The organism is Leptolyngbya sp. AN02str, from assembly GCF_050565595.1.
Lineage (GTDB): Bacteria > Cyanobacteriota > Cyanobacteriia > Elainellales > Elainellaceae > Kaiparowitsia.
On record NZ_JBNXVR010000038.1, the window covers coordinates 44,055 to 68,569 of the forward strand.

Consider the following 24,515-nt stretch of genomic DNA (forward strand, 5'->3'; position numbering starts at 1 on the left):
TCTTGAAAATTTACAGATGTCTCTAGATACATTGACTTTTCCAGAAGGGTTTGCACAGCATATGGCTTCTGGCGGTTGTTTCACCGTGTTTATAACCTGACTTTATAACTTAGTAGAACGGTTTTGAAGAAATATCTTTCGATTAAGGTCTCATCTATTTAATCAGGCTCAAGAAGGCGATCGCTCTTCTCATCGTTGGATAACGCTTGATCTTCCCACATTGCTCCCCCTACAGAGGGAGATTGTATTGTTTTGAAACTCCTGTTTGAAACTCCTGGCTCAGCAAAAGGATTCAAACCATCCGGGTTCAAGCTAACCTGGCGATCGCGCGCCCTCATCCCCATCGCAGGCAGCGCAACACCCTCTGCTCCTCAGTGCCGCGCAACAATTCATGCAGGAGGTGTCCTCCCATGCAGGAGATGTGTTCATCACAAAGCAATTGATGACAAAAAAAGGCTCTCACCAACGAAGTGAGGGCCTTACCAAGGAGACTAACCATGCAAAAACGGTTTTCTAAAGCAGCCCAGCTATTCCGGAAAAGCCGTCCCTTGATATCCGGTAACGATACGGCTTCCATCCCTCATCACATGAATTTCGACCTGGTCGCTGGCCCACGTTAAGCGCTGCTGAAGAGTTGGGTTGAAGATGTGCACTCGCTGATTGCTGGATGACACCAGGGACGTAGGGCTATGAATCGCCAGAGACTGCACATAGGGTCCATCAATCAAAATATCGAGCTGATTTAAAAGATCCATGGCTCCAGCAGGGGCATACTTTGATTGCAACTCTTCAACACAAAAGCCCGTGAAGGACATGACATTTTTGCCAGCAGCCTTGACTCGGCGCGCCACCGCAGCAAGCGCCGGAGCCTGCCAAAAGGGTTCTCCCCCTGAAAAGGTCACTCCCTCATTGCGAGGATGGCTCAGAATTTTACTCACCAGCGAGTCTACTGAGATTAACTGGTTGGTTTCAAACGACCAAGAAGCCGGATTGAAGCAGCCTGAACACTCGCGCAGGCAGCCCTGCACCCAAACAACCGCTCGACTTCCAGGACCATTCACTTCCGATTCATCCACATAGCCCATGATGTTGAGATAGCCTGCGGGAATCTCCATGAGTGATAAAGCAGGATTTTTCTTGAGGTGACTCATAGCAAGGGTCCAATGAATCAGTCATTCCTACCAGTACAGGACTTACGCAAGCCCCCTAAATCTGGTGTGTTGGTGTTGTGGGGGGGGGGGGGGGGGGGGGCCCCGCGCAAACCCCCCCCCCCCCCCCCACAACACCAATGCGTAAGTCCAGCAGTAATGTAGGGGTGTGCTCGAAACTAGGATTACTGTAAAAAAAGAATTTGAGGAACTTGTGAGGCGATCGCCCAGGTTGCACAACTCCCCAAATTTATTAAGATTTGTAAAAGGGCATTAAGCCGCTTTTACTTGCTTCAACCCTTGCCTCAAATCACGCTCCATGGAAACTACGGCACTCCATCAGGCGATCGCGCCAGAAGCCAGACTCTTGGGTGAACCAAGACCGCTGTGGCGAGTGGTTCTCCTGTCCCTCGCAACCGGATTGGTCTACTACGGATACTACAAGTGGGTCATTCAAAATGAGCTGAGGCGCTACACCGGACAAGACTGGTCTGGAGCGGTTTGCCTCTTGCCGTTTTTGTTGGGTGTGGCCGTGCCTCAGCTATTGCGAATCTTTGATCCGGATGTTCCAGGCTGGTTTGGTTGGGTTTCGATGCTGGGGGTGGTGTGGATTTTTATCGTGCAGTATCGGCTGTACCGCACGGTTAATCGGCTTTATCAAAGCGCTGGGGAGCCGCAGCCGTTGGAGGTGTGGTGGCTGTTCATTCCAGGGTTGAACCTGCTGGTGGGATTGCGACAAATTCATTTTTTGAGCCAGTTTTGGCAGCAGCAGCGTGGCAAAGTGGCAAACGATCCGCTAGCCGAGGCGTTACCCATCCTATTTGGGATGCCCGATCCAACCTGAGCATCACCTCGGTTCTAGCAAAACCTGCCAAGATACAAGAAAAAAGAGCAAGTTGCAGCAAAATTTATGATGGGTTTGAAATCAATATTGGCTTGGATATTCGCGATGGTGATGTGGTGGATGAGTGGGCCTGCGATCGCCGCTAGCCAGTACGCTCCCCCCCTGTCCTACAGCAATGCTGAGCTGCGCGGGCAAGATTTTTCGGGGCAAACGTTACGCACTGCGGAATTTTCCAACGCTAATTTGGAAGACGTTGATTTGTCCAATGCCAATGCTCGCGGAGCCGTGTTTAGCGCATCGGTAATGACCAAAACCAACCTGCACGGGGCCAACTTGGCGGATTCGATGATTGATCAAACCAAGTTTCAAGAAACGGATCTAAGCGATGCCAATCTAACCAACGCGATTCTGCTGCGCTCTACATTTCAAGATGTTGATATTACTGGAGCCGACTTTACGGATGCCATTTTGGACGGAGCCCAGATCAAGCAACTCTGTGCGATCGCCAAAGGCGTCAATTCCCAAACTGGAGTAAATACTCGAGAATCGCTTGGCTGCTAGGCCTTTTCAAACGCGACCATTCGGCCACCGAATTCGGCCATCGAACTGGCGTAACATGGGATGGCACATCATTAGATTTAGGACATGACGATTCGGGTCGGCATCATTGGCGGCGGTCAGTTGGCGTGGATGATGGCAAAAGGAGCGCAAAAGCTAGGCATAGAGCTTGTGGTGCAAACACCATCCCAACAAGATCCCGCTGTTAGCATTGCCACCGACACCGTGCTAGGGGGTGTAGCCGACGCGGCCATTACAGCAAAGCTCGCTAGGCAGGTGGATGTCATCACCTTTGAAAACGAGTTTGTGGATTTGGAAGCGCTGCGATCGCTCGAGCAAACAGGGGTTCGCTTCTATCCGCCGCTGTCGGCCATTGAGCCCGTTCTCGACAAGCTACATCAGCGCACCTATTTTGCCAACATTGGGGTACCCACCCCTTCATTTCGAGCCGTAGCCGCAAATTCCTCGCTAGAGGAGCTGAGCGAATTGGGATTCCCGGTCGTGCTAAAAGCGCGGCGGCATGGGTATGACGGCTACGGTACGTTTGTTTGCAAATCTTTGGTTGAGGTTCAGCAGGCTATGCAGTCGGCCTCGGGGCAAACCTGGCTGCTCGAAGCGTTTGTGCCGTTTGAACGTGAACTGGCCGTGATGGCTGCGCGATCGCCCCAGGGAGACATTGCCGTCTATCCCGTTGTGGAAACGGTGCAAGATGCAAAAACCCAGGTGTGCCGCATCGTGTATGCGACAGGGGAATGGCAAGATGGCGTGACCCAACAGGTACGGGCGATCGCCCACAATCTGCTCACCTCGCTCAACTATGTCGGCGTGATGGGCATTGAGCTATTTCTCACCGCACAGCAGACCGTTTTGGTAAACGAGATCGCCCCGCGCACCCACAATTCGGGGCATTACACGCTCGATGCCTGCACCACCTCGCAATTTGAACAACAGCTTCGCGCCGTGACGGGAATGGATTTGGGCAGCCCCGACCTGACCACCGCCGGGGCCGTGATGGTGAACCTGCTGGGCTTCGAGTCCTCCGATTCCGACTATGCAGACAAGCGGCAGCAGTTGGCTGCCATTCCCCAGGCCCATGTGTACTGGTATGGTAAAGCCCAGTCTCGTCTGGGACGTAAGCTGGGACACGTTACCGTATTGCTAGAGTCGCATCAAACCCGAGCCGATGCCGAGGCGATCGCACACCAGATCGAAACACTCTGGTATCCTCAGGGGTAATTCGCATCCTGGATAATGCTCAGCTTCCCGCATCCACCGCACATCTTCATCCATCCCATCACTTCCATGTTTGCTTTTCCCACACCTTCGTTGCTGGCTCAGGTCAATCCGCTGCTGGGTAGCGCGTGGATAGATGTGACCGTGCTGTTCGTCATGATTGGGATGTCGGCTTTTTTCTCTGGCTCGGAAACCGCGATTACCGCCCTTGACAACCTAAAGTTGCGATCGCTGATTAAAGAACAAGGCGATCCAAGCGGCATTTTTACCCTTGTGCTGGAGCGGCGGGCTCGGTTTATCACCACGCTGCTGGTCGGCAATAACTTGGTCAATAACCTGGCGGCCATTCTCACCAGCAATTTGTTCGTGATGTGGTTTGGAGGTGGTACGGCGGTCTTGGTGGCAACCGTTGTCATTACAGTGTTGGTGCTGATTTTTGGTGAGATCACCCCAAAATCGTTGGCAATCAACAACGTCATGCCCATCTTTCGGGCGGTGGTGCGCCCAATTTATGTCTTGTCTCGGCTGCTATCTTGGCTGGGGATTGCATCCTTTTTGGAAGGAATCGCCCAATTTGCCATTCGCATGTTTCAAGGCAACGTGGTCCAGCAGGGAGAATCGGTCAAAGACCTACAGCTCATGATCGAAATCCTAGGCAGTCGGGGGCAAATTGACCTCGACCGTCGGCAGCTGTTGACCAAAGCCCTCATGCTTGATCGAATCACTGTGCGCACCGTTGTAAAGCCACGAGTACACATGCGCACCATCCACAACGATGCCAGCTTACAAGAGTTGGTCAATCTCTGTTTGGAAACAGGCCATACCCGAATTCCCGTTCAAGAAGATTCACGCGACCAAATTGTGGGCATCGTAAACCTAAAGCAAGCAATTCAAACCTTGCAAACGCTGCGCCAAGAAGGTCGTGAAGATGGCGTTGTTACAGAGGCGATGAGCCCACCGATTTTTGTTCCTGATGTTAAACGGTTGGCCGATCTGCTGAAGGAAATGTTGCAACAGCGCTTTCATATGGCGATCGTGGTGGACGAATACGGCGGCACCGTTGGCCTCGTCACCCTGGAAGATATTTTGGAGGAGCTTGTGGGCGAAATTTACGATGAAAGCGACAAGCCCACTCGAATTCCCCGGTTTCGGCCACCCGGCAGTCGGCTGTTTCGAGGACTGTGACGAGGCCATATTTTGACATGCTTTTCCAGGAATTTTTCGCTGATGCTGGAGCTTCAGCGCGTTCGACAATTTTTATTTTTTGAACCGAAGCCGTGTGCAATCCGCTAGGAGGAACGCTGCTCTAGAACGCGCAATAGCGTGGTGAAGTAGGATGGAGGTGGGGCGATCGCCTCAATCCACTCTTCGGTAATAGGGTGCTGCAAACGCAATTTCCAGGCATGCAGCGCCTGTCCAGGCAGATTCACGCCGAGCGTTCGGCCTGAGCCATACACCGGATCACCCACCACCGGATGTCCCATCTGGGCGCTATGCACCCGAATTTGGTGAGTCCTTCCCGTCTCCAAATCAAACTGCATGAGGGTGTAGTTGCCCAAGCGCTGCTGCACTTGCCAATGAGTCACAGCCCGACGCCCACCTTTCTCTTCCGGCACGATCGCCATTTTTTTGCGATCGCTAGGGTGTCGGCCAATGGGGGCATCCACTGTGCCTGTGCTAGTTTTGGGCGAGCCATACACAATCGCCAGATAGGTGCGTCGAGCGGTTTTCGCTTTGAACTGGGCCTGCAAATGCTGATGGGCCAGATCAGTTTTGGCAATGGCGATCGCCCCTGTCGTATCTTTATCCAGCCGATGCACAATTCCTGGACGCTGTACGCCGCCAATTCCTGGCAGGTCGGGACAGTGGGCCAGCAGGGCGTTCACCAGGGTTCCCGCTTCGTGTCCTGGTGCTGGATGCACCACCAATCCTGCCGGCTTGTTCAAAATCAAAAGATGCTGATCTTCATACAAAATATCGAGCGGAATCTCTTCGGCGATTAACTCCAACGGTTGCGCTTCGGGAACGGTAATGGTGATGCGATCGCCCGTCTTAACATCCGCCTTTTTAGACGTGCAGGACACGTCATTGAGCAACACCTGACCTTGCTCAATCAGCTTTTGTAGGCGCGATCGCGACAAATCGGGAAGCTGCTCGGCTAAGTATCGATCCAGCCGATCGCCCTTCTGTTCAACCGTAAGATGCAGCGAAGAATCCAAAATTCAGTACGAATAACATATCAACTGGGCAAGCATTGGCGACCTACCACTTAGCCTCACGTCAGCCCGCCACTCGTCAAACCATTCTAAGAGAAGATTCCAAATGTCCTTACCCACATGCATGCAACCGCACGACTCAGGAACGATCTTCCTGTGCGAACAAATCTAGGGGCAAATGACCATACATTTCGTTCAGGCCGTCAGCATAGGCAGATTGGCAAGAAACGAGCACACCGCGATGAGGCCCCACGTAGCGATCGCCATAGAGCAACCCCGACTTGGGGTTGAACTTAAGATAGACAGGCCCATCCAGTTCTGGCAGGTGCGCCGGAGAGGGGCTGTATCCCAACGCTGCCGCATAGGCCAAAAGCGCCTGCACCCCCAGCGACAACGACTCTGCGCAAATGCCCAAAATTTGATAGTCCGAATGGTGAGCAACCGTTCGCACAGCCGAGCGCAAATCATCACGCTCGGCCATACTGGGCTGATGACCAGTCAAACAATCCCACCGTTTTAGAAGCTGGTGAGCCTGGGCGCAGGTCAAAGAAGAACCGTCTGAAATCACCATACCCTTGGAAACTACTGATCGTGAGACTGGGGTTCGTCAACCGCTTTCGATACCGACGGGTCGGTGGTTTCTTCTACCACCGCTTCGGCGATCGCTGTTTCAACCGCAGACTCTGGAATTTGCTCCAGCGAGGCGACCTCTGGCTCATCCCCTAACACAGTTGGGTCTTGAGCGGCGGCGGCCATTGCTTCGTCAGCCACTGTTTCTTCCATCAATGCGGGCTCTTCCAGCACGGGCTCTTCCAGCACGGGCTCTTCCAACACAGGCTCTTCTGCCTTCATGCTGGGGCGAGGCCCACGCACAAATGCTGGGTTCACCGGAGGACGTGGGGCTTCATCGCGATCGCCACGTCCCTTGCCTCGCTTATCTCGCTTATCTCGTCTGTCTTTGCGATTGCCCGACCGGGGCCGTTCATCCCGAGATGAACGAGTCGTTTCTTCTGCGGCTCCAGAAGACTCCTGTACTTGCCGCTCCGATCGCTTAATAGGACGTTCAACCATAGCTTTGCCGTTACATTATGTTACTTCCAGCATACGCCAGCAGCTTGCACTTAAGCGAGTTTGACCACGCTTCCGTTGCAATTCTTCCACTTCTTGCCCCAAGGGCAGCGTACCGTTTCAAGTTGACTCTAGTGGCACAGGTTCAGAACTGCTCGGCAAGGATGGGCTGCCTTCGGCCTGACCAGCCTCAGCCTCGCTTTCAGAAACTGGCTTGAACACGCTAAACTGCGGCAAAATCTCTTCCATAAACGCCTGTGCTGCCTTGGAACGATAGCGGTTGGGGTTCACAATCACCGACAGAATACGGTTCACCGTCACATCGTGAATGCGCGCCCGATGCAGCATGCCCATCTGCACCTCTTTTTCAATGGCTGAAGTAGAAACGAAGGCCACACCTAGGCCAGCCTGCACCGCATTTTTAATCGCTTCAATGGAATTCAGCTCCATTTCCACCTTGAGGCGACGAGTTTCGATGCCGCAGCGGGTCAACACTTGGTCAATCACCTTGCGAATCGTAGATTGCGAATCCAAGGAGATAAAGCCCAGCTTGTACAAGTCGTCTTTTTGAATCAAGCCCTGACGCGCCATGGGATGGAAAACCGGCATGATCAGTGCGAGTTCGTCTTCGGCGTAGGGAATAATTTCTAGAGAATCTTGCAGTTCGGGAGGAACTTCACCCCCAATAATGGCCAGATCGACCTGCCCGTTGGCAATGCCCCAAGCCGTGCGCCGAGTGGAGTGAACATGCAGCTGTACCGCCACTTCGGGATAGCGCTGCCGAAACATACCAATCATGCGAGGCAGCAGGTAGGTTCCTGTCGTTTGGCTGGCACCCACAATCAGCGTACCGCCCTGGAGATTTTGTAAATCTTCGATGGCGCGACATGTTTCTTCACACAAGGACAGGATGCGATCGCCATAGCTCAACAGCAAATGGCCCGCCTCGGTGAGTTGAGCGCGTCGTCCACCTCGGTCAAATAGGGGTACATCGAGCTGACGCTCTAGGTTTTGCACCTGTAGGCTAACAGCAGGTTGAGAGACATACAAACTATCAGCAGCGCGCTTAAAGCTTCCCTCTGCAGCGATCGCTTTAAGAATGCGCAACTGGTCAAGTGTAAAAGGAAGGTCAGACATGGTTAGCTAAGCCTGAAACGAAAAATTAGCCAGAAACTCTCAGCATTTACATCATCGGGGGCATCGTGGGCATTATGAGATTACGCTCCCACCATTCAATCCACCTCACAAAGAATTCATCAGTTGGATGATGTAAGTTTGAACCGCTACTGGCGCAAAGTCCGGAACGACTCACGGGGGGCTTGAGAGCGTGATTAAATTGAATTACCGACCTGTATATAAACCCTGTATATAAGTAGATCCTAAGTTGATTCAATTGTCAAAATCCCCAATGAAGCCTAGTAGCCAGCAATGGCTAACGTCCGAACGGAAATCCTTTATGTATTAGAGCATCTTATGAAGCGGGAGGTTATCGAAGATTTCTTGAATTTACCAGGAATTGCTGGAATTGCCCTGATGGATGGGCATTCGCGGCCTTATTTCTATGGAGTTGATCAAAACTTAAACTTTCAGCAAAAAGAAGCGCTAGCCCAGGGAATTCAACAAGTAGTTGAAACCACACCCGCTGGCTTTAACTTTTTTGAGTTTCAATTTGTAAACCACCAAATCTATATTTACAAGCTGGATCATCGGATTGTGCTGCTCGTGCTGACGGGCGGGGACCTGGTCATTTCTGATTACTCTCTTGCCGTCGAAGAGCTCAAAACCGAACTCCAGTTAGACTCAGCTAATGCGATCGCCACCTTTCGGCTCATGGCTGGCAACATTTCGCTCACCAACCAAAACTATTGGAAGCAACGAGCCGCTGCCGCTGTTTCTAGCACTGGCCTTCAGCAACCCCGCAGCAACAGCAAATCGTCCTATATCCAAGTTCCATCTAACGGTAGCACCGCTCAGCTGCCATCTAATGGCAGCACCACCCATTCACCGCCACCGAGCGCCCCGCCAAGCGTTCCCGCTGCCACATCCCCGCTGCCCACCTCAGCCTCGCCTACCGCTCACAAACCAGATACGCTAAAAGACTGCCTCATCGCTCTCAACGAAATTAGCCAATTTGCATCCCATTACCTAGGCCCCACCGTTGTAGGCAACTACTGGAAGTCAACCCGCCCCGCAGTGGAATGGCTGGCAAGCATCTCTGTTGATCGCACCGGACGCCTTGTTGTGGTTGTCAACATTGCCGAAAAGCCCCTATCTCCGCAAGAAATAGAGTGGCTACAAACCTGGACAGCCGCCTTCATCAAGCGATGCTCCTTTGTCATTCGAGACTTTGCAACCCTGACTCAGCAAATACCCCTCAGCCTTCACCAAAAGCTATTGCTTGGGCTTAAATAAGGGGCCACCCTGCATACCCGTTGGAGATATCTATGGCCAAAATTGTTCGTCTAGAGCCGATCGCTCAACAAACCTCCGTTGAAACAAACGGCAACTTGCTTTCTGTCTTGCTCAATAAAGATTTAGACGTATTGCGCGAGTGTGGTGGCCGGGGCATGTGCGCGACTTGCCATATCTACGTCACCGAAGGTATGGACTCGCTATCGCCCATCAACCGTCGAGAGCAGCGCACCCTCGAAGTAATTACCTCCTGCAAAATGAACTCTCGGTTGGCGTGCCAGTCGCGGGTTTTAGCCAATGGGGTTGTTGTGGAGTTGCCCCCAGGGATGTACATCAACTCTTTGAAAGACATTGAAGTGTTAGTGGGCCGCCGCGCCGAGCAAAATCTGCTTCACCCCCTGACTGGGCAAGTTCTGGTGGAAGCTGGAAAACTCATCACCCGCTCCATGCTCATGCAGCTAGAGAAATCAACCAGCTTCAACGTGGGAGATTACTTCAAACAAAGCAGTGGTGTCTAATTGGATCGCGCAGGATAAGAAGGTTAAAAATTATTAAACTAGGGCATTCTAGAACACATCCCTCCACCAGAAAGAAGTGACCTCTTATGCTGAGCCAGATCAAGCACCTCACCTCAGAGCTAGATGGGCGATACGCCACAGACAGTGAACTCCAGTTTATTGAAGACTATACTCGCTCCTATACCTTGCGGTTAGAAACCTATCAGCGGTTGCAGGAAGCAGAGTCGGAAATTGTTCAGCAGGTTCTAGCCCGCATGAAGCGGCTCAGCCCCAACTTGTTTTACAACGGGCGAGAAGATATGACGGCGAAGTGGAAGCGGGACACGCTGCGAGTGCTGCGGTATTCGGCAACGGCGATGCTGCTGAGCGACCCAGAAACCCTACGAGAGCGGTTTTTACTGTGGTTTCAAACCATCATGCGCGCGTTTGGTGCTCAGCGCAGTTGTGAAATGACTTACCAAGTGATGCAGCAGGTTGTGCAGCAACACCTCAGTGCCGATCAGGCCCATGTGTTTTGCCCAGTGTTGGAGCTGAATCGCCAGGTACTCGGGGTTAATTAAATTTAGCTGCCTCAAGCTCACCGATCTGGCAATCATTTAGCTGATTAAGACAGCGCAATTCGCCAACCCAATTCGCCAACCCATTTTTAGTGTGCGTTTTGATAAGCCACACGTTTTTTTAAGCAAGTAGCCATCATCAAAGATAAACCTTAAAGTTCTGTGTCGCCTGCACAGCAGGCGACACAGAACTTTAAGGTCTACAGGACTTACGCAAGCCTCTTAAATCTGGTGTGTTGGTGTTGTGGGTAGGGCGCGAAGCACCCTACCCACAACACCAATGCGTAGGTCCAGATCTAGTTTTTAATGGTGTCGAGGCACTTAACAGCCGTGATGCTAGAGCTGTTAAACAAAGCTTAAAGCAAATGGGACCCACGTTAAGGTGTGAGTCCCACGCATCAAGTTTTTAGCCTATGCATCTGTTACTTGACGGGAGTGCCAGCAAAGTAGTTGTTCAGGTTGAGAACTCCGGAAGTCGGAGCGGAGGGGTGAAAGTAGTTGATTGCCGAAATCTTAACAACGAAATCTGAGCTTGCACTAAAGGCTGCATTGCTGTCATTCACGCCAAGGTAGGTTTTCCCTTGCCAGTTAAAGGATACGGCTTCATCTGCTAGCAGAGCTTGTGCACCTCCACTGACTTGGTTTTTGTCTGCAAAGGCTGCACTCGCTGCTGCTGTCAAGCTAGCTCCAGCAACCGACCCTGCATTAAACAAGCCTACCGGTTGATTCGGGCTGGCTAGATTATTGGTGAAGCTGAACAAGATGCGATCGCCCTCTGCTGCGTTAAATCCAGTAATCTCATCCAGGCTAGAGATGAGAGAGTGACCTAAGGCAGCTGGCTTAGTAGAAGCCAAAAAGGCAAACGTGTCTGCCCCTGCGCTTCCAGTCAGCACATCCGGTTCACCACCTGAAACCAGCACATCATTCCCATTACCACCTAAGAGAACATCTTTGCCAAGTCCACCTCGCAGGATGTCATTACCGTCCTCACCGTTGAGTGTGTCGTCTCCTGGCCCGCCGAACAACAAATCGTTTCCGATGTCACCAAGCAAAGAATCATTGTCGGCTCCACCATTCAGCGTATCATTGCCCTCAAGGCCAAACAGCGTATCCTGTCCATCACTGCCAAGAATGGAATCGTCGCCAACGCCACCATAAAGGTTATCGTTGCCAGTTCCGCCATCGATTACATCATTGTCAAGGCCACCAAAGATGGAATCGTTGCCAACGCCACCGGAAATAGAGTCGTTTCCGTCTAGGCCACGAATCAGGTCATTACCATCTTCGCCAAGGAGTGTATCGTCTCCAGTACCCCCCAGCAGCGAGTCATCTCCGGCCCCACCCAAGACCGAGTCGTTGTCAGCTCCACCATCTAGCGTATCGTTACCGACATTACCCGATAAGGTATCTAATCCTTCGCCGCCGAAGATGGAGTCATCTCCGTTCACACCATCAAGGTTATCGTTGTCTACACCACCATCAAGCGTATCGTTGCCAAGACCTCCAAGTACGGTGTCGTTACCAGCATTACCAAGAATGGTATCGTTTTCGGTTTCGCCACGGATGAAGTCGTTACCATCGCCACCTTCAATCGTGTCATTACCAGCGCCACCCTGTAGGCTGTCGTTGCCAGCACCACCATTCAAGATGTCGGTTTCAAGGCCGCCAAACAAAGAGTCGTCGCCTGCGTCTCCCAAAATGGTGTCTATACCATCTGATCCTCGTAAGGTATCGTTGCCATCACCACCATAAAGGAGGTCATTGCCAATGCCACCCAGTAGAGAATCGTCACCATACAGACCATAGAGCGAGTCGTTACCATCACCACCATTCAGGAGGTCATTACTGCCAATACCTTCGATAGAGTAGGAATCATCGCCAACGAGTAAGTCATTGTCTAGGCCGCCTTCAAGGGTGTCATTGCCCAAGCCACCGGAGAGGTAGTCAGCTCCATCCTCACCGTGAATGGTATCGCTGCCATCACCACCGTAGAGGGCATCGCTTTCAGTGCCGCCAAATATAGTATCGTCGTCTTCCCGCCCAAAGATGGTGTCGTCACCAGCACCGCCTGTGAGCGAATCATCTCCATAGCTACCGCTGAGGGTGTCGTTGCCATCGCCACCGTTTAAGACATCAATGTCGGCATCATCATCGTCAGAGAAGACATCCCCGTCCTCAAGTCTATCGTTGCCTAGGCCACTTTCGAGGGTGTCATTGCCTAGGCCACCAAACAGTACATCGCTGCCGTCATCGCCGCTAAGGGTGTCGTTTCCGGCTCTACCATAGATTGTGTCGTCGCCAGCACCACCGTTCAACACATCATTGCTGCCGCCGAAGGTATCATCGCCCTCAAGAAAATCGTTGCCCAGGCCACCTTCGAGGGCGTCATTGCCTAGACCGCCATACAGCTTATCATTGCCATCCTCCCCGCGAAGGATATCGTTACCATAAAGGTCATCGCTTTCAGTACCGCCGAACAGGGAATCATCTCCATAACCGCCAGTCAGCACATCATTGCCATCACCACCTTTCAACACATCATTGCTGCCGACACCTTCGACAAAGAAAGTATCATCGCCAACGAGAAGGTCACTACCAAGGCCACCTTCGAGGGTGTCAGCGCCCAAACTGCCATACAGAACATCGTTTCCATCATCACCGTTAAGGAAATCGTTTCCGCTGCCACCGATAAGGGAATCGCCTTCAGTGCCACCAGATATTACATCGTTGCCATCCTGGCCAAAGATGGTATCGATGCCGGCACCGCCTTGGATGATGTCGTTTCCAAGTCCGGCATTGACTGAATCGTTGCCGTTTCCTCCCAGAATGGTGTCGATTCCGTCACCACCTTCAAAAGAATCATTTCCATCTCCACCATCGAGCGAGTCATTTCCGGCGTCACCAAAGAGGCGATCGTTGCCATCACCACCGAGAATGGTGTCATCGCCAGCACCACCAGCTAAACTACTATCGTCTCCCAGGCCACCATTGATAATGTCATTGCCATCTTCACCAAAGATGGTATCGATACCGGCACCGCCTACAATGGTGTCGTTTCCAAGTCCGGCGTTGATTGAATCATTGCCGTCACCACCTTGAATGGTGTTGTTGCCGCTGGTATCCGCAATATAGTCACTCCCGTCCCCTCCCAGAATTAAGTCGTTGCCGTCGTCACCTTCAATCGTGTCATTTCCGGCGCCGCCATTGAGCGAATCATCCCCAGCACCCCCAATGAGTGTATCGTTGCCGTCGCCACCGTTCAGTACATCATTGCCACCGACGGAGACATCGTCGCCATCAAGAACATCGTTGCCTAGGCCACCTTCGAGGGTGTCATTGCCCAAGCCGCCAACCAGAGCATCATCTCCACCCTCACCAAGAAGGAGATCGTTTCCGTCTTGACTAGAGATGAAGTCGTTTTCGGGGGTACCTGTGAGGGTATCATCGCCGTTTGTACCAATGATTTGCGCTAACGTAGCTGGGTAAGCTGCCAGGGTATTGGGGTGAAACGCCAGACTGGGTTTGGTGATGCCGATGCGCACAGGTAAGTTCCAGTCGCCACCGAGGGCTGCGCTGCCCGTTGGGGTGTTGGAAGCGGCGATCGCCACTTGGGTCAAGTGATGCAACTTTTCAACAAATTCGATACCCGCATCTCCCTGGGCGACGTTGCAGCCGTAGAGATAGAGGGCGTTGCCGCTGCTGCTGGAAAACCAGGATTGAACTGCTTGGGCGTACTGAGGCAGCGTTGTAAGACTGAGTTCTGTGTTCCCTAACGACAACGTACCCGGCGCACCATGAGAAACAATGTGCAGCGCAACTGGATAACCGTTTAGGGAATAGGCTTCGAGGACTTCCGTGATTTGGGAAACACCGTCGCGATCGCCATTCAACACATATACGGCTGCCGATTCAACAGCCCCTGCTTTTAGCAGTTCAAGATCCGACACGGTTGCATCGAAAACAATAACCGTGTTCGGAGAATCAACCTGAAGCGAGGCAAAATCAACAGAGTCGCGTGATTGGCGTAGGAGTGTAGCGTTCATTAGGTGACAGTTAGGAAGGTTTGGTGAACATCATCGAAACGCCAGACAGCTCAAATTGACACAGCACAGCTTGCCATTTTGTACATCGTGGCCAGCGGAATGACTAATTTCGCAAGGCCACATCCGTGACAAAACGCAGACTCTCTGTGTCTCTTGGTTTAGCGGAGTATTTGATTGTTAAAACTTGCTAGTGGCTGCTGGTGAGTATTGCAAAATGATTGTCCAATTGAGCTTGGAACATAAACTAAGTAGCCCAATTGAGACGCAATCAGCCCGGTAATCCATTTTAAGAAAGATTAATCAGTCCAATTAACGTGAAATCATTCTGTCATCCATCTTAGGGAATACAAAAAAGGGATCTTGGAACAAATACAGGGATTTTAATGATGAGCTCGCTATAAGTTCCGTACAATTACGAGTGTTACCCCTCAATTGATGCAATTAGCCCTAGAAAAAATTCGATAGGGTTTCTTGGGTGGTTCCGCAAAAGTCTCTCAATCAACACGTTCAGCGTTTTTGGCATTGTTTATACTTATTGCCGTAGCGTCCCTGATGGCCTGTTGTCGCTGATTGGGAGAAGAGGCGTTAAACTCCTTTCCCTGCGTCCAAACACAAGAGAGGGGAGCACGAGGAGCGGGACAGTACAGGGCTTGAAGCACGCTTAAACTTTTCCATACGCAGTCGGACAACTTCTCGCAGGCTCTATCCACGAAAAGTCGTCCGACAACTTTGGAACTTTGTGCGAAATGCACCAGTTCGGTTTAGCTTTGGGATAAATTCCGTCAGAATTTATCCCAAAGCTAAGCTGCAACCCATGCCTAGTGTTTAGCACCGCGATAGCGCATGCCTTGTTTAAGCGTGTAAAAATTCTCAATTTTGGGAATATCGCCCCGGCGGCCCATCACAATCACAATATCGCCTTCGTGAATGGCAACTCCTGTACCTGGGCTGGTAACGAGTTGCCCTTCGGCGCGTTTGAGAGCGACGACCATGAATGAGCCCTTGCCGCTGGCTTCAATGTCTTTTACAAAATGGCCAATCATGGGGGAACCTTTGGGAATCAGGAGTTCTTCAAGTTGTAGGTTAATGTGGGCTAGCATTTCGTTGAGGCTGCTGCCGCCGTTGTTGCGATCGAGAAAATCGAGCGTGGCTGGATGGGTAATCATGTGGGCCATGCGCATGGCACCGATGGTGGCAGGTAGCACAACATGATTGGCTCCAGCGAGCCTGAGTTTGCGCTCGGTTGTTGGAAATTCGCCCCGCGCCAAAATCACTAAGTTAGGATTGAGCCCCCGACCCGTGAGCGTAATGAAGACATTTGCAGCATCGTCGGGGAGCGCTGTCGCCAAAAATTGAGCCCGCTCAATCCCGGCCAGTTGCAACACCTCTTCATCCGTTGCGTTTCCAGTAATGACCAGGTAGCCGAGTTCTTGAGCTTCGGTAATGCGATCGCTACTGTTGTCAATTATCACAAAGGGCTGCATAAAGTTGGCCAGTTCTCGAGCCAAAATTTGCCCCATTCGCCCAAAGCCGCAAATCACAACGTGATTTTCTAGAGTTGCGATCGTTTTAATCATGCGTCGTACGCCTAGCGCCTTGTTCAGTTCGCCTTCTGTGATCATTTGCACCAATCCGCCAACGGCATACACCACAGAAGAAGTGCCGCCAACAATTACCAGCATGGTAAACACCCGCAGCGTTGGCGTGTTGATGGGCTGCACTTCGCCAAAGCCCACGCCAAATACGGTAATCACAACCTGATAAATAGAGTCAATAAATGACCAACCCGATGCGACATATCCTGCTGTTGCCACAATGATAGTGATGATGAACAACATCATCCCTGTGATAATGCGGCGAAAGGATGTATGCATAGATGGGCGATCGCACCGTTGGCGATGAGTTAAACATTGAAAGCAGAGAGTAGAACCTTGAGGTTGAAGCCGAGGCCGAATGGCAACCCACCACCAAACTCAACCATGGAGGATACCGTGCAGGATATTGGGACGGAATCACGACGGAAGATGAGAAGAAATAGATGATAGAAGCGATCGCCCCCGACTTGCAACCGACATGACAACAACTTATTCAGTCATCAGATAATAAATTGTGCAAGCCGAACGTATCATCAGCCAAATCGCTTCAACACCAATTGTTACACCAGATCTAGCTGGCCCCAGCATTTCTCTAACTAGACCTTATTGTAAAGCTGGATGAATAGCATCCTGACCTCATCCACTCAGTCCAACCATCTTGTGGTTGTGTTTTTCATGGGTGGATGGGGGTTGTAAGCAAGCAGCCATCATTCACCAGATAACCCTCAAACTCTGTGCCGTCCACACATCAGACGGCACAGAGTTTGAGGATCTGTCTTCTAAGAATGTCGAGATCCTTAAGACCAGTATCAACATTTTACGGATGTTCTTCGATTGCGCCTTCGGCCTGATTGGCAAGCTGCTTCAGCGCTTCCAGCGTATCGGATGAGGCCGTTTGCCACAGTCCCCGTTGGTGGGCTTCGAGCAAGCGCTCAGCCATGTCCCGTAGCACCCAGGGGTTCTTGGCCTGCACAAATGCCTGCACCTGCGGGTCAAACAGATACGCATCGGCAATGCCCTGATACATAAAGTCTTCGACGCAGCGAGCTGTTGCATCGTAGGCAAACAGATAGTCCACCGTTGCCGCCATTTCAAACGCGCCCTTGTATCCGTGGCGCATGACCCCGGCAATCCATTTGGGATTGACAACCCGCGATCGGTAAACTCGGGCAATTTCTTCGGACAGGGTGCGAATGCGGGGGTGTTGGGGGAGTGAATGGTCGCCAAAGTAGGTGTGCGGATTTTGACCCGAGAGCGATCGCACCGCTGCCGTCATGCCTCCCTGAAATTGATAGTAATCGTCGGAATCCAGCAGATCGTGTTCGCGGTTATCTTGGTTGTGCAGCACAATTTGCAAGTTGCGCAACCGCTGCTCAAAAGCCTCTGAAGCGGGGCGACCATTGCCAGATCGACTGTAGGCATAGCCGCTCCAGTTCAGGTAGGCCCGCGCCAAATCCTCATCGCTCGTCCAGTTTTGCGCTTCGATTAACCCCTGCAATCCAGCGCCATAGGCTCCTGGCTTCGACCCAAAAATTCGATAGCGCGATCGCTCCAGGGCTTGATCTGGCTCCAAACCTGCCGCTTGCCATTGCTCAGTTTCCTGGCGCGATCGCGCCGCCAGGGGATTCTGCTCCTCGGGTTCATCCAGCGCCGCCACCGCCTGCACCGCCTGGTCAAACAGATCAATCAAATTGGGAAATGCATCTCGAAAGAAGCCCGAGATCCGCAGCGTGACATCCACCCGAGGCCGCCCCAACAGCGACAGCGGAATGATTTCAAAATCCACCACTCGGCGCGAGGCTCCTTCCCACACGGGCCGCACCCCCAGCAGCGCCATTGCCTGTGCCAAGTCATCGCCGCCCGTTCGCATACAAGAGGTGCCCCAGGCCGACAGTCCCAGCGTTTTGGGAAACTCGCCGTGCTCTTGGGCGTAGCGCTCTACCAGAGCCTCAGCCGACTTGCGGCCCACATCCCAGGCACTTTCGGTAGGAATGGCGCGAATATCGACGGAGTAAAAGTTGCGTCCCGTGGGCAAAACTTCGGGTCGTCCCCGGGTTGGCGCACCCGAGGCACCACTGGGCACATAGCCCCCATTCAAGCCATGGAGCAGGTGAGTGAGTTCGGCCTGGGTTTGCTGGAGGACTGGAATGAGAGTCGCCACTATCCAGCTGAGCACGTCCTGTACGGCTGGGTGCTGGGTTGCAGGGTCTTCATCCAGGCCGGCTAGTTGGGCCGATTGCATGTTCCCAGCGCTGAGCATGGCATCGACCCAGTGAGCGGCTGTCTGTTCCATGCGTTCAATGGCATCGCCAACGGTACGGCATCCCTGAAGGGAAGGGTTCATCCTGTCGGGTTCTGCCAGAGGTTCTCCACCCTTCGCCGTCAGTGGGTCAAGCTGGAAGTTCCAGGCAGCCGCGATCGCGCGAGTCAGTCCCGGTCGGTTGGGGGTGGGATGTCGGGCGATCGCCACAACCAGATCTCGCAATTGCCGACCAGTTGGGCATTGACCAAAGATGTGCAACCCATCACGAATTTGGGCTTCTTTTAGGTCGCAGAGGTAGGTGTCGGTGCGGGTGAGCAGCTCGGAGAAGAGGGGGGTTAGGGATTGGGGTCTAGGGGCTAAGGTGGGGAGTGGGGAGTGGGGAGTGGGGAGTAGGGTCGAGAGGCCAAGTTCTTGCTGGAGGTTTTCTTGGGTGAGGAGGGTGAGAATGCGATCGCGAATGGTGGGAAGCCGAGTGGGGTCTAGGGTTTGGGCTTCGTAGTATTCATCGACCAGGGCTTCGAGCTGGTGCAGGTTGCCGTAGAGTTCGGCTCGGGTAAGGGGCGGGGTGAGGTGGTCGATAATCACGGCTTGGGCGCGGCGCTTGGCTTGGGAACCCTCACCGGGGTCATTCACAATGAAGGGGTAAAAGTGGGGCAGTGCGCCAAAGGCCACTTCGGGATAGCACTCGTTCGATAGGGCAACGCTTTTGCCCGGTAGCCATTCCAAGTTGCCGTGCTTGCCAACATGCACCACCGCATGAGCCCCAAAGTGCGATCGCACCCACTGGTAAAACGCTAAGTAATGATGGGTGGGCTGCAAATCGGGAGCATGGTAATTGAGGCTGGGGTCTTGGTCGTAGCCGCGCGCTGGCTGAATGCCCACAAATACATTGCCCAACTGCACTCCAGCAATGGGAAATGCGGTATCCGACCAAACACCATCTGCCCAAACACCATCTGCCCAAACATTATTCGACTGAGCAGGGTTCAGCTGAGTGGGCGCGATCGCCTGTTCTGGGCTTCCCCAGCGATCGCAAACATCGGCTTGCACGGCCTGGGGCAATTGTTGGAACCAATAGGCGTAGTCGGGCAGGGATAGGGACTGGGCGATCGCCCGTAGCTCTGCGCCTTCTGGATCGTTCGTTCTCCCTCGGGTAAGCTGCTGAATTAGCGCATCACCGTCGGAGGGAATGGGGCCAACGGTGTAGCCCGCTGCGTGCAGTGCCTTCAAAATTTCGACACAGCTTTGGGGGGTATCCAGCCCAACCCCATTGGCAAGGCGACCATCGCGGGTGGGGTAGTTGGCCAAAATTAAGGCAATGCGGCGATCGCCCACCGGAGTATGCCGCAGTTGCACCCAATGGGCTGCCATATCGGCCACAAACTGAATGCGATCGCCCACAGCGGCATATCCCACCACATCCACCTCAAGCTGGGGGTGATGTGCCTGCACCGACTTAAACGATATCGCCCGCGAAATAATCCGTCCATCCACCTCGGGCAAGGCCACGTTCATCGCCACATCGCGTGGAGCCAGTCCCCGCGTTTGTCCTTTCCACTGCTCTAGCGTGCCCCCACTCAAAATGAGTTGCAGCACCGGCACATTCAGCCGCTCCCACAGGGCAACGTTGTGCGTTTCGGCATCCAGCCGCGCCAGGGAAAAGCTGGTCGCATTCAGCAACACGTCAATTCCTGGCTGCTCCTTCGGCTGAAACCAATCCAGCATCTCGGACTGCACATCGGGGTCTCGCAATGAGGACACATAGACCGGAACAGGCTCTAAGCCACGATCGCTCAAGGCTTGACACAGCATCTCTATTGGCTCCAGGTTGCCAGCCAGATAGTGCGCCCGGTAAAACAGGATGCCAACTTTTGGGCAGGGTGTCTTGAATAGGCAATCGCCCCTTTGCACAGATGGCTCACGCCATGGGTATTGGCCAACCATAGGAACAGGCTGGGGAGCCGCCGGGTGGTAGCTCGTATTCCAAATGCGATCGCTCAAAAACTGAAGCCCCTGCACCATATTATCCAGGCCGCCCTCGGTCATGTAGCGCCAAAACTGGTTCACCACAGCCAACGGTACGGTGGAATGGCTGAGCAAAGCTGGATCAGGGCGATCGTCACCCGGAATCACCAACAGAGTTGCTCCCGTTTGGGCGATTGTTTGCTGAACCACCTCCAGACCATAGGGCCAGTAGGCTTGTCCTCCCAGCAGCCGCAGCACAATCACTTCCGCTTTTTCCAGCACCTCTTCGGCGTAGGTATCAATGGTGAGCTGTTGCTGAAGCTGAAGCAGATTGGCTACCCGATATTCTGGAAAATCGGACGGGAGCTGAGTGCGAGCGCGGGCCAATAGCTGAATGTCGGTATCGGCTGCGGTTAGCACAATCAGCGGTGCAGGCGTTTGCTCAAGGAATATGACGCCATCGGCATCGGGAGTCCAGCCTCCGGGGGTTGCGGCGAGTCGGTGCATGTAAAAACGAGAATCATGGCAATGGGGAACAGGAGAGATGAGGGACCCGACCGAGACTGCGGGCATGTCACAACCATCCACCCAGTCCTATCCTATAGAAAAGGCAGAAGGTAACAGCATTTAGTACGCATTCGGCCCCAATTTGACACGGCAATCCAGGTCTCCGAATGGTGAATTTGGCCTAAAGAATAAAAAATGCAATTTGCTCAATTTGCACCACGAATCTTTATAATTTCCTAATGCTTATCACGAAATTCTTACGAGAACCGAAGGAACTCTAGGGGAGCGATAGCATAAATCTAAACCTAGTAAAACTTCAGACCAACTACAAGCTGACCTGCCAATACCACTTCGAGACGTTAACTATCGCAATGGGCTTTTTAAGCAAGCTTTGGAGCTTCTTTTTAAGATAGATAACCACCGTATAGCCATCTCGACCCATGGCATGATGTAGGCCCGGTAGGCTATTGCCAGCATCCTGAGAAACGTATTTTCAGACACTGGTGTTAGGGTCTGCACCTCGACCGCTGGTTGCGGTTTATCACCTCTTTTTATGCTCAGCCCTGAAAAATTTGTGCTGTCTCAGGTTGTATCTTCAGCCGTACTGAATAAGCTGTGCCAGGTTCAGTGCGATATGGCCCAGGAGTTGGGCATTGCCCTATGGCTAACAGAGCAAGATCTGCCCCTATCTTGGAACGACGAGATCACGTTTGATCGGTTTTCGTTGGTGGTTTCGCCGTTGTTTAGTGCCCTATTGGTGGGGCGTAGCGAAGCCATTGCTGATGAGTTGCAACAGGCAAACGGGCTGAACAACTGGGACTGTTATACCATTCATTTGGCATTTGACCCAGCGACAATTGCTGCGGTGCTTGATGGCTGGATTGCAGACCTGCCCGCCGACCATGCGTTGCGATATCGTCTTAAGGAGCAGCGAACTCAGCTTGGGGCAAATGATCCAATGCTGCAAAGCCAGTTTACGCTGCGGCTAATTCAGGCGATCGCGCCGGAGCCTGCGATCGCACCTGAACCAGCTCCGATAGTACGCAAGGAGGTGGTGGAGAGCGGGCCATTGACCATGGCGGATCTGCTTCAAAAAAATGCGGCACTGGAAAAGCAAATTCGCGATCGCACTCAAGATTTGCACGATGCGATTGTGGCTGCTGAGGCCGCCAGCCGCACCAAAAATGAATTTATTGCAGCCATGAGCCATGAGCTGCGCACACCGCTCACGGCGATTATTGGCATGTCGGCAACGCTGATGCGCTGGTCACGGGATGAGCTGAGCGATCGCCAACGCAGCTTTTTGCAAACCATTCACGACAGCGGCCAGCATTTGCTGGCTATCATCAACGACATTCTCGACATGTCACAGTTTGAGTCGGGCAAAACGGTCTTGCAGCTCAGCGAATTTTCGCTGTCGCTGATGGCCCAGCAAGCCTTGAAATCGGTCGAAGACGCTGCCGAGCAGCATGCCGTAGAGCTGGAGCTAGATGTGCAGGTGGCACCCGGTCGCGATCGCTTTGTGGCGGATCCCTATCGGGTGCGGCAAGTGCTGCTCAACTTGCTGAGCAATGCGGTCAAATTTACGCCGGATGGGGGCCGAGTGACGCTGCGAGTTTTTGCCGATCCTAACTCGGTCATTTTTCAGGTCAAGGATACGGGAATTGGCATTGCCGAACACAAGCGATCGCTGCTGTTTCAAAAGTTTCAGCAATTGGATGGCTCTTATCAGCGCGTTTACGAAGGGACGGGCTTGGGGCTTGCCCTCACCAAGCAGTTGGTGGAACTGCATGGAGGCCGCATTGCGGTCGATTCCACCGTTGGCGTGGGTTCGATATTTACGGTGTATTTACCCGTGCGGCAGGTGGCTGCTCACGAGGTTCTGCCTAATGTGGAATTGGAGGTTCACTCAGGCGCAACCCAGGGTCGCATTGTCCTTATCGAAAATCATGAGGAAAGCGCGAATATTATTTGCGACATGCTGACGGCGGCGGGCTACCAGGTGGTGTGGATGCTGGATGGCACCATGGCCATGAGCCAAATTGAAATGCTTCAGCCTGCTGCTGTGATTGCCGATATTGAAGACGCTGGAAGCGATGGCTACGAATTCATTCGCCATTTGCGGCAAAATCCCACCACCAAAAAGCTAAAGGTCATTGCGATCGCGCCGAACTCGCTGGAAGACACCCAAGCTCGATGCAAGGAATCGGGAGCCGATGAGTGCTTAGTTAAACCCATTTCTCCTGAGCAAATTTTGCCCAAGGTTTTAGCACTCATTACCCAAGGGTCTTTAGCTCAATCGTGATTGCTAAGTGGAGCGATCGCACTCCTCACTATCAGAGGAAATAAAGAAAAAGCTTATCTCCTCACAAATACAACTTAATCGACGAAGAGTTTTAGTAGATAGCGTGAATCCACCGTGATAATCATTACCCTCCCACCACACTGAGATCGAAAGCCTATAACCTCGTTCCTGAAAAACGCTCTTTAAAGTCTCTGCTCTTGGTTCAATCCTATCAAGGAGATACTCTGCATGTATTTCTGGGCTTGTGGAATTCACAAGACTCTTTGTGTTGAAACTCCACAATCCACTTGACCTTTTATGCTGCCCACTACGAGTTTCAAATAAATCTCCTTTGGCAAAAGCTTTATGTGGTTGAATTTGAAGAACTCTAGTAACTTCATCTGGTTCTAGATCACTTCCTAAGATACCGAATCTAAGATGCGTTTCCTTGCAAGCAGGGTTGTTGTTGAGATAGTGTTTTGAGCTAGACATCCTGAATACAACCTGTTACTAAACGTGTCACTATCGCACTATGTAATGCAGCTTAATGGGCTCGAGTGACAAAGGCCAGTTCCAGATTTATTCTTCTACTCTGAAGAAGTGGACACAACTGCCATAGTCGCCTGCGATCGCGGTTTTCCCATCGGGCGTGAGGGTACAGCAGAAGAAGGAGCGATCAACTGCTGTTTGAAGAAGATTTAAGTCAGTCATATAAATAATCTACTTTAAGCTCTTAAACACATGTTCTTCTACAAAAAAGAGCGAAGCCTTCTGAGCATATACTCCTCAAGTTTTTTGGAGTAGTTCTTCACGTGTTTACACTCTCCTCCAACTGCATAGAACTCATGAACAGGGGGGTCGTCTCCTTCCGAAGCACAGATATAGTAAAAATATTCATCTAACTGATCATGAAGAAAAACGATCGCATCTTCTGGCAAAGATTCAGAGAGACCTAAAACTTGCATCAGTTTTATTGCCATTGCTCGATTCCCTTTAATCAAATAGTGGCGGAAGTATTGTCCTTCAAAAACAAACCCGCCATTTCCTATCCAGAGCAACAATTCCCTGTAAGCTGCTGGTAAGCGAAGTCCTAAATTGTCTTCCAGCTTCTGCACCTCTTCTACGCTACAAGGACGGGTGAAATAGCGTCCTACCTTACGCTTCTGAAGATTATGAAAAACCTGAGTTATGGATAAGAAAGGGAGGGACTGGATAAGCTGAGCTTTAAGAGAAACATCAGCAGAGCCCCTCCTATGACTAGTTTAGAAGAAGTGTTTTGTGACATCGACGACTTTTGCCAACGC

General features: G+C 52.2%; 19 protein-coding genes. 8 read left to right on the forward strand and 11 right to left on the reverse strand.

Going from position 1 to position 24,515, the window contains the following annotated elements; genetic code table 11:
- Positions 1 to 527: 527 nt before the first annotated feature.
- On the reverse strand, positions 528 to 1,151 hold the full coding sequence (locus tag ACQ4M4_RS22160; RefSeq protein ID WP_430686646.1) for a 4Fe-4S single cluster domain-containing protein: 624 nt from the start codon (positions 1,149 to 1,151) through the stop codon (positions 528 to 530).
- Between the two features lie 316 nt (positions 1,152 to 1,467).
- Here ACQ4M4_RS22160 and ACQ4M4_RS22165 point away from each other — a divergent pair, with 316 nt between their 5' ends.
- From ACQ4M4_RS22165 to ACQ4M4_RS22180, 4 genes are all read left to right on the forward strand, one after another.
- Entirely contained in the window at positions 1,468 to 1,992 is a 525-nt protein-coding gene (locus ACQ4M4_RS22165) for a hypothetical protein (RefSeq protein WP_430686647.1), read from the forward strand.
- A gap of 105 nt (positions 1,993 to 2,097) precedes the next feature.
- On the forward strand, positions 2,098 to 2,553 hold the full coding sequence (locus ACQ4M4_RS22170) for a pentapeptide repeat-containing protein (RefSeq protein WP_430686648.1): 456 nt from the start codon (positions 2,098 to 2,100) through the stop codon (positions 2,551 to 2,553).
- 84 nt (positions 2,554 to 2,637) lie between these two features.
- Positions 2,638 to 3,786, forward strand: coding sequence for a 5-(carboxyamino)imidazole ribonucleotide synthase (locus tag ACQ4M4_RS22175; RefSeq protein WP_430686649.1), 1,149 nt, complete (start codon positions 2,638 to 2,640; stop codon positions 3,784 to 3,786).
- Between the two features lie 66 nt (positions 3,787 to 3,852).
- Positions 3,853 to 4,968 carry a hemolysin family protein gene (locus tag ACQ4M4_RS22180; protein WP_430686650.1) on the forward strand — a complete coding sequence of 372 codons (1,116 nt, stop codon included), beginning with the start codon at positions 3,853 to 3,855 and terminating at the stop codon, positions 4,966 to 4,968.
- A 104-nt stretch (positions 4,969 to 5,072) separates the two neighbouring features.
- Here the strand turns inward: ACQ4M4_RS22180 and ACQ4M4_RS22185 are convergent, their stop codons facing one another.
- The 4 genes from ACQ4M4_RS22185 to ACQ4M4_RS22200 form a co-directional block, all read right to left on the reverse strand.
- Positions 5,073 to 6,002 carry an RluA family pseudouridine synthase gene (locus ACQ4M4_RS22185; RefSeq protein WP_430686651.1) on the reverse strand — a complete coding sequence of 310 codons (930 nt, stop codon included), beginning with the start codon at positions 6,000 to 6,002 and terminating at the stop codon, positions 5,073 to 5,075.
- A 136-nt stretch (positions 6,003 to 6,138) separates the two neighbouring features.
- Complete coding sequence (locus tag ACQ4M4_RS22190) at positions 6,139 to 6,570, reverse strand: DUF1824 family protein (RefSeq protein WP_430686652.1); 432 nt, start codon at positions 6,568 to 6,570, stop codon at positions 6,139 to 6,141.
- Positions 6,571 to 6,581: 11 nt separating this feature from the next.
- A complete protein-coding gene (locus ACQ4M4_RS22195) occupies positions 6,582 to 7,070 on the reverse strand; it encodes a hypothetical protein (RefSeq protein ID WP_430686653.1) in 489 nt (162 codons plus the stop codon).
- 117 nt (positions 7,071 to 7,187) lie between these two features.
- Entirely contained in the window at positions 7,188 to 8,204 is a 1,017-nt protein-coding gene (locus ACQ4M4_RS22200) for a LysR family transcriptional regulator (RefSeq protein WP_430686654.1), read from the reverse strand.
- Positions 8,205 to 8,495: 291 nt separating this feature from the next.
- Between ACQ4M4_RS22200 and ACQ4M4_RS22205 the strand changes: the two genes are divergently transcribed.
- The 3 genes from ACQ4M4_RS22205 (at position 8,496) to ACQ4M4_RS22215 (ending at position 10,557) form a co-directional block, all read left to right on the forward strand.
- Positions 8,496 to 9,479 carry a hypothetical protein gene (locus tag ACQ4M4_RS22205; RefSeq protein WP_430686655.1) on the forward strand — a complete coding sequence of 328 codons (984 nt, stop codon included), beginning with the start codon at positions 8,496 to 8,498 and terminating at the stop codon, positions 9,477 to 9,479.
- 32 nt (positions 9,480 to 9,511) lie between these two features.
- The gene (locus tag ACQ4M4_RS22210) at positions 9,512 to 9,997 is read left to right on the forward strand and encodes a 2Fe-2S iron-sulfur cluster-binding protein (RefSeq protein WP_430686656.1); all 486 of its coding nucleotides are present in this window, start codon (positions 9,512 to 9,514) and stop codon (positions 9,995 to 9,997) included.
- A gap of 86 nt (positions 9,998 to 10,083) precedes the next feature.
- Positions 10,084 to 10,557: a phycobilisome protein gene (locus ACQ4M4_RS22215; RefSeq protein WP_430686657.1), complete on the forward strand. Its 474-nt coding sequence runs from the start codon at positions 10,084 to 10,086 to the stop codon at positions 10,555 to 10,557.
- Between the two features lie 419 nt (positions 10,558 to 10,976).
- Here ACQ4M4_RS22215 and ACQ4M4_RS22220 read toward each other — a convergent pair whose 3' ends face one another.
- From ACQ4M4_RS22220 to cobN, 3 genes are all read right to left on the reverse strand, one after another.
- Complete coding sequence (locus ACQ4M4_RS22220) at positions 10,977 to 14,597, reverse strand: DUF4347 domain-containing protein (protein WP_430686658.1); 3,621 nt, start codon at positions 14,595 to 14,597, stop codon at positions 10,977 to 10,979.
- Between the two features lie 818 nt (positions 14,598 to 15,415).
- On the reverse strand, positions 15,416 to 16,471 hold the full coding sequence (locus tag ACQ4M4_RS22225; protein WP_430686659.1) for a potassium channel family protein: 1,056 nt from the start codon (positions 16,469 to 16,471) through the stop codon (positions 15,416 to 15,418).
- Positions 16,472 to 17,009: 538 nt separating this feature from the next.
- On the reverse strand, positions 17,010 to 20,993 hold the full coding sequence (gene cobN / locus ACQ4M4_RS22230; protein WP_430686660.1) for a cobaltochelatase subunit CobN: 3,984 nt from the start codon (positions 20,991 to 20,993) through the stop codon (positions 17,010 to 17,012).
- Between the two features lie 487 nt (positions 20,994 to 21,480).
- Between cobN and ACQ4M4_RS22235 the strand changes: the two genes are divergently transcribed.
- A complete protein-coding gene (locus ACQ4M4_RS22235; RefSeq protein ID WP_430686661.1) occupies positions 21,481 to 23,232 on the forward strand; it encodes a hybrid sensor histidine kinase/response regulator in 1,752 nt (583 codons plus the stop codon).
- A 3-nt stretch (positions 23,233 to 23,235) separates the two neighbouring features.
- Here the strand turns inward: ACQ4M4_RS22235 and ACQ4M4_RS22240 are convergent, their stop codons facing one another.
- The 3 genes from ACQ4M4_RS22240 to ACQ4M4_RS22250 all read right to left on the reverse strand — a co-directional run bounded on the left by ACQ4M4_RS22240 (position 23,236) and on the right by ACQ4M4_RS22250 (position 24,425).
- Positions 23,236 to 23,703, reverse strand: a complete 468-nt coding sequence (locus ACQ4M4_RS22240; RefSeq protein ID WP_430686662.1) for a DUF4279 domain-containing protein — start codon at positions 23,701 to 23,703, stop codon at positions 23,236 to 23,238.
- An 87-nt stretch (positions 23,704 to 23,790) separates the two neighbouring features.
- Positions 23,791 to 23,922, reverse strand: coding sequence for a hypothetical protein (locus ACQ4M4_RS22245; protein WP_430686663.1), 132 nt, complete (start codon positions 23,920 to 23,922; stop codon positions 23,791 to 23,793).
- A gap of 38 nt (positions 23,923 to 23,960) precedes the next feature.
- Entirely contained in the window at positions 23,961 to 24,425 is a 465-nt protein-coding gene (locus ACQ4M4_RS22250) for an SMI1/KNR4 family protein (protein ID WP_430686664.1), read from the reverse strand.
- Positions 24,426 to 24,515 lie beyond the last annotated feature (90 nt).